This is a genomic window from Ramlibacter sp. PS4R-6 (assembly GCF_037572775.1).
Taxonomy (GTDB): domain Bacteria; phylum Pseudomonadota; class Gammaproteobacteria; order Burkholderiales; family Burkholderiaceae_C; genus Ramlibacter.
In genome coordinates this window covers 2,495,462-2,510,156 of record NZ_JBBHKA010000001.1, presented here as the reverse complement: position 1 = coordinate 2,510,156, position 14,695 = coordinate 2,495,462, and the positions used below count along the sequence as shown (strand labels likewise).

Annotated in this window: 7 protein-coding genes; 6 read left to right on the top strand and 1 reads right to left on the bottom strand. The window is 69.7% G+C overall.

Annotated features, from left to right (window positions below):
* Positions 1 to 73: 73 nt before the first annotated feature.
* From glgB to glgA, 6 genes are read left to right on the top strand one after another with little or no spacing between them, the layout of a single operon-like run.
* Positions 74 to 2,014: a 1,4-alpha-glucan branching protein GlgB gene (gene glgB / locus WG903_RS12415; protein ID WP_340075752.1), complete on the top strand. Its 1,941-nt coding sequence runs from the start codon at positions 74 to 76 to the stop codon at positions 2,012 to 2,014.
* Positions 2,001 to 3,296, top strand: a complete 1,296-nt coding sequence (gene glgC / locus WG903_RS12410; protein ID WP_340075750.1) for a glucose-1-phosphate adenylyltransferase — start codon at positions 2,001 to 2,003, stop codon at positions 3,294 to 3,296. The genes glgB and glgC overlap by 14 nt, the downstream gene beginning before the upstream one ends.
* Positions 3,293 to 5,485, top strand: coding sequence for a glycogen debranching protein GlgX (gene glgX / locus WG903_RS12405; RefSeq protein WP_340075749.1), 2,193 nt, complete (start codon positions 3,293 to 3,295; stop codon positions 5,483 to 5,485). Before glgC ends, glgX begins: the two co-directional genes overlap by 4 nt.
* Positions 5,475 to 7,298 (top strand): malto-oligosyltrehalose trehalohydrolase, encoded by a 1,824-nt coding sequence (gene treZ / locus WG903_RS12400; protein ID WP_340075746.1) that lies wholly within the window; start codon positions 5,475 to 5,477, stop codon positions 7,296 to 7,298. The genes glgX and treZ overlap by 11 nt, the downstream gene beginning before the upstream one ends.
* A complete protein-coding gene (locus tag WG903_RS12395; RefSeq protein WP_340075744.1) occupies positions 7,253 to 12,304 on the top strand; it encodes a malto-oligosyltrehalose synthase in 5,052 nt (1,683 codons plus the stop codon). Before treZ ends, WG903_RS12395 begins: the two co-directional genes overlap by 46 nt.
* Complete coding sequence (gene glgA / locus WG903_RS12390; protein WP_340075742.1) at positions 12,301 to 13,761, top strand: glycogen synthase GlgA; 1,461 nt, start codon at positions 12,301 to 12,303, stop codon at positions 13,759 to 13,761. Before WG903_RS12395 ends, glgA begins: the two co-directional genes overlap by 4 nt.
* Here the strand turns inward: glgA and WG903_RS12385 are convergent.
* Entirely contained in the window at positions 13,758 to 14,669 is a 912-nt protein-coding gene (locus WG903_RS12385; protein WP_340075740.1) for a LysR substrate-binding domain-containing protein, read from the bottom strand. The two genes, glgA and WG903_RS12385, sit on opposite strands and share 4 nt — an antisense overlap.
* Positions 14,670 to 14,695: the final 26 nt, after the last annotated feature.

Genomic DNA, 14,695 nt, shown 5'->3' with positions numbered 1-14,695 from the left:
GCCACGTCAACGCTTCCTTCATAGCTCTCCCGTACCGCGCCCCAGAATCGTTCGCTCTGGTTCGGCGGAGAACATGGGCGAGTACACAACCACAAGGGCGCAGAACGGCAACGCGGGGAGCCTTGCCGGAAGCTGGCACGGCGCGCATCACCACCGGCAGTTCGAGGTGATGGGCGCCCATCCGGTGCAGCACGGCACGCACTTCGCGGTGTGGGCGCCCAACGCACGCTTCGTCGGTGTCATCGGCTCGTTCAACGGCTGGAACTGCCAGCCCCTGCACCGCATCGACGACGGCACCGGCCGCTGGATGGGCACGGTCGAGAACGCGCGCGCCGGTGACTGCTACAAGTACCGCATCCAGGGGCCCAACGGCGAGTGGTTCGACAAGGCCGACCCCTACGGCTTCCGCGCCGAGCACCCGCCCGGCACCGCGTCGCAGGTGTGGGACATCTCGCACGACTGGGGCGACCGCGAGTGGATGGCCCGGCGTGGCGTCGTGCAGTCGCACGACGCGCCGATGTCGATCTACGAAGTGCACCTGGGCTCGTGGCAGCGCGAGGAGGACGGCCGTTTCCTCAACTACCGCGACATCGCGCGCCGCCTGGCCACGCACTGCCACAACATGGGCTTCACGCACGTGGAGCTGCTGCCCATCACCGAGCACCCGTTCTACGGCTCCTGGGGCTACCAGACCACCGGATACTTCGCGCCGAGCGCGCGCTACGGCACGCCGCAGGACCTGATGGTGCTGGTGGACACGCTGCACCAGGCGGGCATCGGCGTGATCCTGGACTGGGTGGCCTCGCACTTCCCTTCGGACGCGCATGGCCTCGCGCGCTTCGACGGCACGGAACTGTTCGAGCACGCCGACCCGCGCAAGGGCTTCCACCCGCAGTGGCAAAGCCTCATCTTCAATTACGGCCGCTACGAGGTGCGCGACTTCCTCATCTCCAACGCCCTCTTCTGGCTGGAGAAGTACCACTTCGACGGCCTGCGCGTGGACGCGGTGGCGTCGATGCTGTACCTCGATTTCGCGCGCGGCCCGGGCGAGTGGGTGCCCAACCAGTACGGCGGCAACCAGAACCTGGAGGCCGTGCACTTCCTGCAGGACCTGAACTCCGCCGTGTACGGCCAGTTCCCGGACGTGCACATGATCGCCGAGGAGTCCACGGCGTGGGGCGGCGTGTCGCGGCCCGTGCACCACGGCGGCCTGGGTTTCGGCATGAAGTGGAACATGGGCTGGATGAATGACACGCTGCGCTACGTGTCGCGCCCGCACTTCTTCCGCCGCTGGCACGGCGATGACATCCGCTTCTCCGCGGTGTACGCCTTCGCCGAGAACTATGTGCTGCCGCTGTCGCACGACGAGGTGGTGTACGGCAAGGGCAGCCTGCTCGGGCGCCAGCCCGGCGACGACTGGCAGCGCTTCGCCGGCCTGCGCAACCTGTACGGCTACATGTGGACGCACCCGGGCAAGAAGCTGCTCTTCATGGGCGGCGAGTTCGCGCAGCCCGACGAGTGGCACCACGAGCGCACGCTCGACTGGCACCTGTGGGCGCGGCCCTTCCACGCGGGTGTGGCGCACTGGGTCTCGGACCTGAACGCCGCGTACCGGCGCATGCCGGCGCTGCACGTACACGATTTCGACCCCGTGGGCTTCAGCTGGCTGCCGCTGGAGCACTACGACCCTGACATCCTCGCGTTCGTGCGCCGCGGCGAACCCGGCCAGCCGTTGGCCGTCGTGGTGGTGAACATGACGCCGCAGCCCCGCTTCGGGCTGCGGCTGGGCGTGCCCCATGCGGGCGACTGGTACGAAGTCCTCAACAGCGACGCCGCCGTTTACGGCGGCAGCGGCGTCGGCAACCTGGGGCGCGCGCATGCCGCGCACCAGCCGATGCACGGCCAGGGCGCCACCCTGGAATTCACGCTGCCACCGCTGGCAACGCTCATCTTTTCAGACCAACCCTGTGACCTCACCCAAGCATTACCCGGAGTTGTCCATGCCCGCCACTAGAAACGTCCTGGCTTTCGTCATGGCCGGCGGTGAAGGCTCGCGCCTGCACCCCCTTACCGCCAACCGCTGCAAACCGGCCGTTCCCTTCAATGGCAAACACCGCATCGTCGACTTCGTGCTGTCCAACCTGGTCAACTCGGAGATCTACTCGACCTACCTGCTGGTGCAGTACAAGTCGCAGTCGCTGATCGAGCACGTGCGCCAGACATGGACCATGGCGCGCTTCATGCCGCAGCAGTTCATCACCGTGGTGCCGCCGCAGATGCGCAACGGCCGCGAGTGGTTTCAGGGCACGGCCGACGCGATCTACCAGAACATCTTCCTGATCGAAAGCTTCAAGCCGGACATCGTCGCCGTGTTCGGCGCGGACCACATCTACCGCATGGACATCCGGCAGATGCTGGACTTCCACGTGAAGACGGGCGCGCACGCCACCGTGGCCACGCTGCCGGTGCCGCTGGAGCAGTGCGGCGAATTCGGCATCGTCGACACCGACGACAAGCACCGCATCGTCGAATTCCGCGAGAAGCCGCGCAGCGCCCGCCCCATGCCGGGCAGCCGCTCGCACGCGCTGGCGTCGATGGGCAACTACATCTTCGACACCGACGTTCTGCTGGAGCAATTGCACCGCATGCACGAGGAGCACACCAGCGACTTCGGCAAGCACATCCTGCCGCAGATGGTGAAGAGCCACCGCCTGATGGCCTACGACTTCGACACCAACCTGATCCCCGGCGTGGAGCCCTACGAGGAGCACGGCTACTGGCGCGACGTCGGCACGATCGACGCATACTTCGACGCGCACTTCGACACGCTCGGCGCCGCGCCGCGCTTTCGCATGACCAACCGCCAATGGCCCATCTACGCCAGCCCTGACCAGACCGAGTCCGCGCAGATCGAGAACGGCGTCATCAACCGCTCCGTGGTCGGCAGCGGCAGCGTCGTGGACGGCGCCACCCTCGACCACGCCATGCTGCGCCGCTCGGTCATCGTGGAGCGCCATGCGCGCCTGGAGCACTGCATCATCATGGAGCGCTCGCGCATCGGCCGCGGCGCGCAGGTGCGCCGCGCCATCATCGACCAGGACAACGACGTGCCGGCCAACGTGCGCATCGGCTACGACGAGGACGAGGATCGCCGCCGCTTCCACGTGACCGACAGCGGCATCGTCGTGGTGCCGGCCGGCTACTTCCCGGCGCGTGCCGGGAAGGTGCAATTGCCGCCCAAGGCAACGGGCATCGAGCACGCGGCCCATCCTGAAAGGGTCGAGGTGCCTGCATGACGGCTCGTGCCGTCGCCAAGCCACACGCCGCCCGCCGCACTTCGGAGCATTCCCACGCCGACCCCGCGGCGACGCCTCGCTGCGAGCGCGGCCACCCCTGGCCGCTGGGCGCGACCGTGGAGGCCGCCGGGGTCAACTTCGCCCTCCACTCCAGCGTCGCGGAGAAGGTCGAGCTGTGCCTGTTCGACGACAGCGGCGCGCGCGAGACAGCGCGCATCGCGCTGCCCTGCCGCACCGACGACGTCTGGCATGGCTTCGTCCCGGGCCTGAAGGCCGGGCAGCGCTACGGCTACCGCGTGCACGGGCCTTACGCGCCCGAGACCGGCATCCGCTGCAACCCGAAGAAGCTGCTGCTCGACCCCTATGCGCGGGCGATCGACCGCGTGATGCACGGCGCCGCGTGGCAGTACGCGTACAAGTTGGGCAGCGCCGAACGCGACCTGAAGGTCGACACGACGGACAACGGCGCGATCGCCGCCAAGTGCATCGTGGTCGACCCGTCCTTCGACTGGGAAGGCGACGAGCGGCCCCGCATCCCCATGCACGACACGGTGTTCTACGAGGCGCACGTGCGCGGCGTGACGATGCAGATGGAGGAGCTGCCGCCCGCGATCCGCGGCACCTTCTCGGGCATCGCCTCCGACGCCGCCATCGCGCACTTCAAGCGCCTGGGCGTAACCAGCATCGAGCTGCTGCCCGTGCAGGCCTACAACGACGAGCGGCGCCTGATCGACATGGGCCTGTCGAACTACTGGGGCTACAACACGGTCGGCTTCTTCGCGCCCGAGCCGCGCTACTGCGCCGGCGGCGACCCCAACGACTTCCGCCGCATGGTCAAGGCGCTGCACGCCGCCGGGCTCGAAGTGATCATCGACGTGGTCTACAACCACACCTGCGAAGGCAACCACCTGGGCCCCACGCTGTCGTTCAAGGGCATCGACCACCCTTCGTACTACCGCCTCGCCGAGGACCGCCGCCACATGATGGACTTCACCGGCACGGGCAACACGCTCGACGTGAGCCATCCGGCGACGCTGCGCCTGGTGATGGATAGCCTGCGCTACTGGGTCGAGGAGATGCACGTCGACGGCTTCCGCTTCGACCTGGCGCCGGCCATCGCGCGCAACGGCTCCGGCGGTTTCGACCACCGCTCGCCCTTTCTCTCGGCCGTCGCGCAGGACCCGGTGCTGAAGAAGGTGAAGCTCATCGCCGAGCCGTGGGACGTCGGGCCCGGCGGCTACCAGGTGGGCGGCTTCCCGCAGGGCTGGTCGGAATGGAACGGCCGTTACCGCGACAGCGTGCGCGACTTCTGGCGCGGCGAAGGCGGCGCGGTCGCGGACTTCGCGGCGCGCCTGTGCGGCTCGGCGGACATCTACGGCCCCAGCCGGCGCACGCCGTGCGCCAGCGTGAACCTGGTGACGGTGCACGACGGTTTCACGCTGCACGACCTCGTCTCGTACAACCACAAGCACAACGAGTCGAACGCCGAGGACAACCAGGACGGCGAGAGCCACAACCGCAGCTGGAATTGCGGCTTCGAAGGGCCGACCGAGAAGGCCGAGATCGTGCAGCTGCGCGAGCGCCAGAAGCGCAATTTCCTCGCCACGCTGTTCGTCTCGCGCGGTGTGCCCCTGCTGCTCGGCGGCGACGAGATGAGCCGCACGCAATGCGGCAACAACAACGCCTATTGCCAGGACAACCCGATCAGCTGGTACGAGTGGACCGAGGAGCGCCGCTCCGATGCCCTGCTCGCCTTCGTGCGGGCGCTCGTCGACCTGCGCCGCGAGCTGCCCGTGCTGCGCGCCGACCGCTGGTACACCGGCGAGGAAGACGGCGAAGGCCGCCGCGACATCGCGTGGTACAGCGTCTGGGGCCTGCCCATGACCACCGAGGAATGGGCCGACCCGCAGGTGCGCGTGATCGCGGCGCTGGCCGACGGCGCCTTCGTGCCGGGCGGCAAGCCCTGCGACAGCGTGCTGCTGCTGTTCAACGCGTCCGACGAGGAAGTGTCGTTCACGCTGCCGCAGACGCCCGTCGCCGAAGGCGAATGGCGCGTGCGCGTGGACACGTCCGACGACGCCTCGCTGGCGGGCACGCGGCGCGTGGACGCCGAAGACAAGTTCGAGCTGGCCGCGCATGCGATGGCCGTGCTCACGCAGCCCGTGAAAGGCCGCGGGGATGCGTTGTAGCCACGAGATGCCGTTCGGCGCGACGCCGCTGCCGGGCGGCGGCGTGGTGTTCCGGCTGTGGGGACCGACGGCTCGGCAGGCCGAAGTGGCGACCTACCCCGGCGCTGGCGCCACGGTCGCGCAGTTCCACGCGGCCGAGTGCGACTCGCAAGGCTGGTGGGAATGCACGGTGGAGGAAGCCTCCGCCGGCACGCTGTACCAATGGCGCATCGACCACGAGCTGCTGGTGCCCGACCCGGCCTCGCGCCAGAACCCCTACGGCGTGTTCGCCCCGAGCGCGGTCGTCGACCCGCTGCAGTTCGAATGGGACGGCGACTGGCGCGGGCGGCCGTGGAACGAGGTCGTGCTGTACGAGCTGCACACGGGCACCTTCACGCGCGAAGGCACGTTCGACGCTGCGTGCGAGCGGCTCGAGTCGCTCGCGCAGCTGGGCATCACGGCGATCGAGCTGATGCCGGTGGCCGACTTTCCCGGCCGCTTCGGCTGGGGCTACGACGGCGTGCTGCCCTTCGCGCCGCACGAGCGCTACGGCACGCCCGACCGGCTCAAGCACTTCATCCAGCAGGCGCACCGCCTGGGCCTGATGGTGTTCCTCGACGTGGTCTACAACCACTTCGGCCCGTCGGGCAACTTCCTGGGCCGCTATGCGCCGCAGTTCTTCTCGGAAACGCACGCCAGTCCCTGGGGCGCGGCGATCAACTACGACGGCCCGCTCAACCGCGTGGTGCGCGACTTCTTCGTGCACAACGCGCTGTACTGGGTGCAGGAATTCCGCATCGACGGCCTGCGGCTCGATGCGGTGCACGCGATCGTCGACAAGGGTCGCACGCACATCCTCAAGGAGATCTCGGACACGGTGCGTGCCGCCACGGCCGGTCGCCACGTGCACCTGGTGCTCGAGAACGAGAACAACGAGTACGCCTGGCTGGCGCCGCGCGCACAGCCCAGCCGCTACGACGCGCAGTGGAACGACGACTTCCACCACGTCGTGCACGTGGCGCTGACGGGCGAGACCCAGCGCTACTACCACGACTACGGCGACGAGCCGCTCAACCACCTGGCCCGTTGCCTCACGCACGGCATGTTGTACGAGCCCTCGGAGCGCCGCGAAGGCGGAGCGCGCATCGACCCGCGCGAAGCGCCCGCGCAACCGCTGGGCGCACTGGTGAATTTCGCGCACAACCACGACCAGACAGGCAACCGGCCCTTCGGCGAGCGCCTGCGCCAGCTCGTTCCGCCCGGCGCCGCTCCGCTGGCCACGCTGCTCGCGCTGCTGACGCCGGCGATCCCGATGCTGTTCTTCGGCGAGGAATTCGGCTCGGCCACGCCCTTCCTCTACTTCGCCGACTGGGAAGGCGACCTGCGCGACGCGGTGCGCGAAGGGCGCAAGCGCGAGTTCGGCCACGTCGCGCAGGCCGCGCTGCCCGACCCGTGCAGCCCGGAGACTTTCGATGCGAGCCGCCCCGACGAAGCGCAGCGTGATTCGGACGACGGCCGCCGCTGGCTGGAGATGGTGCAGGAGGCGTTGCGCGTGCGCCGGCTGCACTTCGCGCCGCGGCACCACCTGCTTGCCACCGGCAGCCACACCGCGCATCGCGTCGGCGAGACGGGCATCGAGGCGTGCTGGCGCTACGAAGACGGCCAGGCCATCGTGCTGCAGCTGAACGTGGGCCCGCAGCCCGTGACGGCGAAAGAGCCATCGTTGGCCCTGGTGGAGCCTCAGGTGCTGTTCTCTCACGCGTGGCCCGACGGCACCGCTGAAGGCGTGTGGCCCGCCTGGTCCGCCCGCTGGTGGATGGGCGCGCAGCCATGAACGAGGTCTCGCACGAGGTTGCGACGCTGGCGCAGCGCAGCGGCGTCGCCTTGCGCTACAGCAGCTTCTGGGGCGAGGACCTGCACGTGGCCGAGGACGTGCTGCGGCGCGCGCTCGCGGCGATGGGGGTGTCAGGCGATTCGCCCTCCGAATCCGGGCCGGGCTTCCCGCGCGCCGTCGTCGCTGTCGAGGGCACGGCGCTGCGCATCGAATGGCACGGGCAGCCGCAGCCCGGCGCGTGGCAGCTGAAGCCGCGCGATGCCGCCAAGGGTGCGCGGGCACGCAAGGGCCATGGCGCCGTCGAGCTGCCCGCCGACCTCGAACGCGGCTATTGGGACCTCGTCGTGGAAGGCGCGGACGAATGCCTCGTCATCGTCGCGCCGCGCCGTTGCTGGACGCCGCCCGCGCTGGAAGCCGGCGAGCGCTGGTGGGGCTGCACCGTGCAGCTCTACGCGCTGAAGTCCTCGCACGACTGGGGCATCGGCGATTTCGGCGACCTGCGCCGGCTGGTGGAGATCGCCTCGCGCCAGGGCGCGTCGTTCATCGGCCTGAGTCCCTTGCACGCCCTCTTCCCGCACCGGCCCGAGGTCGCCAGCCCCTACAGCCCGTCCAGCCGCAACGCGCTGAACCCCATCTACCTCGACGTGCAACTGCTCATCGACCAGGGCGGCTGCCGTGAGGCCTCCGTGCACGTGAACTCGGACGCGTTCCACGCGCGGCTGCACGCGCTGCGCGAAACCGAGTTCGTGGACTACGCCGGCGTCGCCGCGGCCAAGGAGGAAGTGCTGCAGCTGCTGTGGCGCCACTTCGAGGCGAAGGAGATCGCCCGCCACAGCCCGCGCGCGGCGCACTTCGAGGCGTTCGTGAAGCAGCGCGAAGCGACGCTCGGCCGCCACGCCTTGTTCGAAGCGCTGCAGGCGCACTTCTTCCGGCAGGACCCGGCCGTCTGGGGCTGGCCGGCGTGGCCCAAGGAATACCGCGAGGTCGATGCGGAACCCGTGAAGGCTTTCGCGCGCGCGCATGCGTCCGACGTGCGCTTCCGCTTCTGGCTGCAGTGGCTGGCCGAGCAGCAGCTGGAAAGCGTGCAGCGCTACGCGCGCAGCCGCGGCATGGGGCTGGGCCTGTACTGCGACCTGGCCGTCGGCTCCAACGAAGGCGGCGCGGAAACCTGGGTCCAGCCGCGCCTGTACGCGCTGGGCATGCACGTGGGCGCGCCGCCCGACCCGCTCAACGCCCTCGGGCAGGACTGGGGCCTGCCGCCGGTCAACCCCGTCGCGCTGCGGCATGCGCGCTTCGCGCCGTGGATCGAGACCGTGCGCGCCAACATGCGGCACGCCGGCGCCCTGCGCCTGGACCACGTCATGAGCCTGATGCGGCTCTTCTGGACCAGCGACCAGGGCGGCACCTACGTGAGCTACCCGCTGGAGGAGATGCTGGGCATCCTGGCGCTGGAAAGCCACCGGCACGAGTGCATGGTGATCGGCGAGGACCTGGGCAACGTGGCCCCGCGCATGCGCGAGGCGATGGCCGACCACGCCCTGCTGTCGTACCGGCCGCTGCTCTTCGAGCGCACGGAAGACGGCGCCTTCAAGCCGCCCGCGGAATGGCACGCGCAGGCGCTGGCCGTCGTCAGCACGCACGACCTGCCCACCTTGCGCGGCTTCTGGCTGGGCGAGGACATGGGCGTGCTGGCGCAGTTGAACCTCTACCCGAACGACGCCGCGCGCGAGCAGCACGTCGTCGACCGTGCCCAGGACCGAGCGCGCCTGCTGCTGGCGCTGGAGCGCGAACAGCTGCTGCCGTCTGGCGTCACGGTGCAACCGACCTCCCTGCCCGACGCCACACCGGCATTCGTCGACGCCGTCTACGCCTACCTCGCCCGCACGCCGTGCTGGCTCGTCGGCGTTCAGCTGGAAGACGTCACGGGGCAATTGCTGCAGGTGAACGTGCCCGGCACGACGGAGGACCGCTACCCCAACTGGCGGCGCAAGTTGCCCGTGACCGTGGACGACCTGGCGAGCGATTCGCGCTTCGCGTCGCTGGCGTCGGTGCTGCGCGCCGAGCGCAGCGGTCCCGCGCCCGCCGATTCCGCGGCCACCGACCTGCCGCCGCTGCACACGGCGCACGTCCCCGTCGCCACCTACCGCGTGCAGTTCCACAAGGACTGCACCTTCGACATGGTGACGCGCGCCATCCCCTACCTGCACGCGCTGGGCATCAGCCACCTGTACAGCTCGCCGTACCTGCGCGCGCGGCCGGGCAGCACGCACGGCTACGACATCATCGACCACAACGCGCTGAACGCCGAGGTCGGCGACGCCCGCGCCTACGACCGCATGTGCGAGGCGCTGCACGCGCACGGCATGAACCAGGTGCTGGACGTCGTCCCCAACCACATGGGTGTGCTCGAGGCCGACAACGCCTGGTGGCTGGACGTGCTCGAGAACGGCCCCGCCTCCGCGCACGCGCAGACCTTCGACATCGAATGGCATCCCGTCGCGCCGGAGATGACCGGCCGCGTGCTGCTGCCGGTGCTGGGCGACCACTACGGCCGCGTGCTGGAAGCCGGCGAGATCCAGCTGCATTTCGACGCCCATGCCGGCGAGTTCTCGCTGCACTACTGGAACCACCGCTTCCGCATCGACCCCAGCCACTACCCCGACATCTTCGCGGTGCTGGCCGCGCCCGGCGCACGCAGCGAGGCCGAGGCCGACAGCCACGCCGTCGCGGCCTCGCTGCTGGGCTCGTTCGAGCGCCTGCCGCCGCGGACGGTGCAGGACGAGAGCGGCAAGCGCGCCCGATCGCGCGATGCCGCCGTGTACAAGCAGACGCTGGCGCGCCTGGTGCGCAAGCACGACTGGCTGGCCGACTGGGTCGCCAATTGCCTGAAGCACCTGAACGGCCACGTCGGCAATGCCGCGAGCTTCGATGCGCTCGATGCGCTGATCTCGCGCCAGGCCTACCGCCTGACCAACTGGCGCGTGGCCAGCGACGACGTCAACTACCGGCGCTTCTTCGACGTGAACACGCTGGCCGGCCTGCGCATGGAGCAGCACTCGGTGTTCGAGGCGACGCACCGCCTGGTGCTGCGCTGGCTGCGCAACGGCCAGCTGTCGGGCCTGCGCATCGACCACCCCGATGGCCTGTCGGACCCGCAGCAGTACTTCGAGCGCCTGCAGTCCCACTACGCGCGCGAGGCGACGATCGCCGGCCAGGAGCCGCGCGCGCTGTACCTGGTCGTCGAGAAGATCCTCGCGGAGCACGAGAACCTGCCGGAAGCCTGGCCGGTGCACGGCGACACGGGCTACCGCTTCTCCGCCATGGTGAATGGCCTGTTCGTCGACAGCTCGCGCGAGGCCGAAATCGACGCGCTGTACCGCGGCTTCACGGGCGAGGCGCAGGACTACGACGAAATCGTCTACCGCTGCAAGAAGGTCATCATCTACACGGCCTTGTTTTCCGAGCTGCGCTGGCTGGCCACGGCCATCCACCACATCACGCGCGCCAACCGCCGCACCTGCGACTTCACGCGCCCGCGCCTGCGGGTGGCCCTGGCCGAGACGGCCGCGGCTTTCCCGGTGTACCGCACCTACCTGCGCGACGACGAAGCGCCCAGCGCCAGCGACCGGCAGCACATCGACTGGGCCATCGCCTCGGCCAAGCGGCGCCTGGGCAGCGCCGAGGCCGCCGTGCTCGACCACCTGCGCGACGTGCTGCTCGGCGAAGGCGAAGCGGCGCAGGCGGATCCCAAGTTGCGGGCGCGCTTCATCGCCCGCTGGCAGCAGTTCACGGCGCCAGTGATGGCAAAAGCGGTGGAGGACACGGCCTTCTACCGCTACGTGCGGCTGGTGTCGCTCAACGACGTCGGCGGCGACCCGCGCACCTTCGGCATCTCGCCGGCCGCTTTCCACTCGGCCAACCAGAGCCGCCTGCGCTTTCGCGCGCACTCGATGCTCGCGACGTCCACGCACGACAGCAAGCGCGCCGAAGACCTGCGCATGCGGCTGGACGTGCTGTCGGAGGACCCGCCGCTGTGGGACGACGGGCTGCAGCGCTTCCACCACTGGGCCGAGCGCTACGTAACCCCGACCGAGGCCGGCCCGGCGCCGACGCGCAACGACATCTGGCTGCTGTTCCAGACGCTGGTGGGCCTGTGGCCCGCGCGGCCCGCGGACGAGCGCGAGCGCGACGAGCTGCGCCACCGCGTGCAGGCCTACATGCTCAAGGCGATCCGCGAGGCCAAGAAGAACACGAGCTGGACAAGCCCCGTGCCGGCCTACGAGGACGCCGTGGAGCGCTTCGTCGACGCCGTGCTGCGGTCGGGCCAGCCGAATCCCTTCGCCGACGGGCTTGACCGCATCACGGCGCGCATCGCGCCCTTCGGATTCCGCAACAGCCTGGCGCAGGTGGCGCTCAAGTTCACCGTGCCCGGCGTGCCCGACCTGTACCAGGGCAGCGAGCAGTGGACTTTCAGCCTGGTCGACCCGGACAACCGGCGGCCGGTCGATTTCGCGAAGCTCGCTGCGCAGCTCGATGGGCTGCGCAGGCTGTGCAAGGAAGGCACCGCCGGCGTGTGGCCGCAGCTGCTGCGCGAAGCTGCCGACGGGCGCATCAAGCAGCTCGTGACCTGGCGGCTCCTGCAGCTGCGCGGTGCGTTCCCGAAATTGTTCGAATGCGGCGGCTACCTGCCCTTGGCGCTGCGGGGCGCCGCGGCGGACCACGCAGTCGCGTTTGCGCGACCACACGAAGGCGAAGTCGTGCTGGTGGTTGCCGCGCGACTGACCTACACGCTGTGCGGCGGCGACGATGCGCGGTGGACGCCTGCTGCGTGGCGCGACACGCAATTGGACATGGCCAACGACGCGCTGGCGGGCGTCGCGCGCTGGCGCGACTGGCTCACCGGCGAGGAACACACCGTCGCGCGCACGGGCGAAGCCGTCCTTGACCTCGAAGCCGTCTTCGCGAAGGCGCACGGGCTGCCGTTCGCGGTGCTGGTGCCGGCATGAAGATCCTGTTCGCCACGCCGGAATGCGCGCCGTTCGTGAAGACGGGCGGGCTGGGCGACGTGAGCGGCGCGCTCCCGCAGGCGCTGGAGCGGCTCGGCCACGACGTGCGCGTGCTGATGCCGGCCTATGGCGGCATGAAGGTCGACGGCGACGTCGAAGGCAGCGTGGACTTGCCCGGCGAAGGCCACTGGCCGGCTGCGCAGCTCATCACGGTGCAGACGCCGACGGTGAAGCTGCTGCTGCTCTCCTGCCCCGCCCTCTTTGACCGCGCCGGCGGGCCTTACGTGGCGCCAGGAGGCCAGGACCACCACGACAACGCCTTCCGCTTTGGCTTCCTCTCGCGCGTGGCCGCGCGCATCGGCCTGCCTTCGACGCCGCTTGCCGGCTGGCAGGCCGACGTGGTGCACGCCAACGACTGGCCCTGCGGCCTCGCCCCGCTGTACCTGGCCGACTGGCGATCGCCCCTGCCGAGGGGCCAGCGCGCCGCCGGCGTCGTCACCATCCACAACATCGCGTTCCAGGGCATCTTCCCGATGGCCACCGCCGACGTGCTGCAAATCCCCTGGCACTGGCGCGGCATGGATGCGGTGGAGTTCTGGGGGCAGATGTCGATGCTGAAGGGCGCGCTGCAATTCTCGGACGCGATCACCACGGTGAGCCCGACCTATGCGGACGAGATCCGCACCGAAGCCTTCGGCGTCGGGCTGCACGGCGTGCTGCAGGCGCAGTCGCACAAGTTGACCGGCATCCTCAACGGCATCGACACCGCCGTGTGGAACCCGCGCACCGATCCACTGCTGGTGCAGAACTTCGGCGCCGCCGACCTGGCCGCGCGGCAGGCGAACAAGGCGGCGCTGCAGGCGCACTGCGCCCTGGCGCTGGATCGCAGCGCGATGCTGTTCGGCGTGGTCAGCCGGCTCACGTCGCAAAAGGGCATCGACCTGGTGCTGCAGCTGCTGCCGCGCATGGTCGAACACGGTGCGCAGCTCGTCGTGCTCGGGCAGGGCGAGCCGTGGCTGCACGAGGCGCTGCAAGCCGCGGCGCAGCGCCACCCGCGCTCGGTGTCGGCCAACTTCGCGTTCGACGAAGGCCTGGCCCACAACATCGAGGCCGGCATCGATTGCTTCCTGATGCCGTCGCGCTTCGAGCCCTGCGGCCTGAACCAGATGTACAGCCAGGCCTACGGCGCGCCGCCCATCGTCGCGCCCACGGGCGGGCTGAAGGACTCGGTCGTCGACGCCGACGCGGACCGCCTGCACGGCAGCGGCTTCGTGATGAAGACCGCGGATGCGGCCGGCTTCGAGGATGCGGTGCTGCGCGCGTTTGCCGCTTTCGCCGACAAGGACCGCTGGCAGCGGATCCAGCGCAACGGCATGGACCGCGACTTCGGGTGGGACCGCAGCGCCCAGCAGTACGTGCGCGTGTACGAGGCCGCGCTCGCGGCCGCGCGCGGCTAGACCGGGCAGTCCTGCCCTTCGGCGGTGACGTTCTCGCCGAGGAAGTCGAGGAAGCGCCGCACGGCGGGCACCATGCCGCGGCGCGACGGGAACACGGCATGCATGATCCCCGGCCGCGGGCGCCATTCGGGCAACAGGTCCACCAGCGTTCCCTCGCGCAATTCGCGCCGCATCATGTAGTCGGGCATCACGGTCATGCCCGAGCCCTGCAGCGCGGCGTACTTGAGCGTGAGCAGGTCGTCGGCCGTCAACACGGGCTTGATGTGCAGCGCGAACTCGCGGTCGCCCGGCCCGCGCAGGTACCAGATCGCGCGGCCGTCCACCGCCGACATCGCGATGCTCGGCAGCTTCGCCAGGTCCTCGACGGATTGCGGCCGGCCGTGCGCCTCGATCAACGACGGGTGCGCGACCACCAGGCTTTGCGACGTCGCGAGCTTCTTCACGACGAGGCTGCTGTCCTCCAGCGTGGGCCGCACGCGCAGCGCCACGTCCACGCCGTCCTTCACCAGGTCGACGACGCGGTTGGTCAACTGCATCTCGACGCGCACCAGCGGGTGCTCCTTCAGGAAGCGCGGCAGGATGGGCCCGATCGTCGTCTGCGCCAGCGTGATCGGGCACGTCACGTGAATGGTGCCGCGCGCTTCGCTCTGCACCATCGCGACGGCTTCCTCCGCCGCCTCCGATTCCTCGCGCACGGCCACCGCGTGGCGGTGGAACAGTTCGCCGGCCTCGGTCAGGGAGAGCTTGCGCGTCGTGCGCTGGAGCAGGCGCACGCCCAGGCGCTGCTCCAGCTCGGCCACGCGGCGCGACAGCTTGGATTTGGGGATACCCAGGGAGCGGCCGGCCGCGGCAAAGCCGCCTTGGTCCACCACCTCGGCGAAATAGACCATGTCGTTGAGATCTCTCATGCGATTGTCCTGCCAGTGAGAACAAT

What these genes read in the sequence shown, in the direction of transcription:
- WG903_RS12385 (WP_340075740.1), bottom strand. Translation starts at nt 14,669, where the DNA reads ATGAGAGATCTCAACGACATGGTCTATTTCGCCGAGGTGGTGGACCAA.
- glgC (WP_340075750.1), top strand. Translation starts at nt 2,001, where the DNA reads ATGCCCGCCACTAGAAACGTCCTGGCTTTCGTCATGGCCGGCGGTGAA.
- glgX (WP_340075749.1), top strand. Translation starts at nt 3,293, where the DNA reads ATGACGGCTCGTGCCGTCGCCAAGCCACACGCCGCCCGCCGCACTTCG.
- glgA (WP_340075742.1), top strand. Translation starts at nt 12,301, where the DNA reads ATGAAGATCCTGTTCGCCACGCCGGAATGCGCGCCGTTCGTGAAGACG.
- treZ (WP_340075746.1), top strand. Translation starts at nt 5,475, where the DNA reads ATGCGTTGTAGCCACGAGATGCCGTTCGGCGCGACGCCGCTGCCGGGC.
- glgB (WP_340075752.1), top strand. Translation starts at nt 74, where the DNA reads ATGGGCGAGTACACAACCACAAGGGCGCAGAACGGCAACGCGGGGAGC.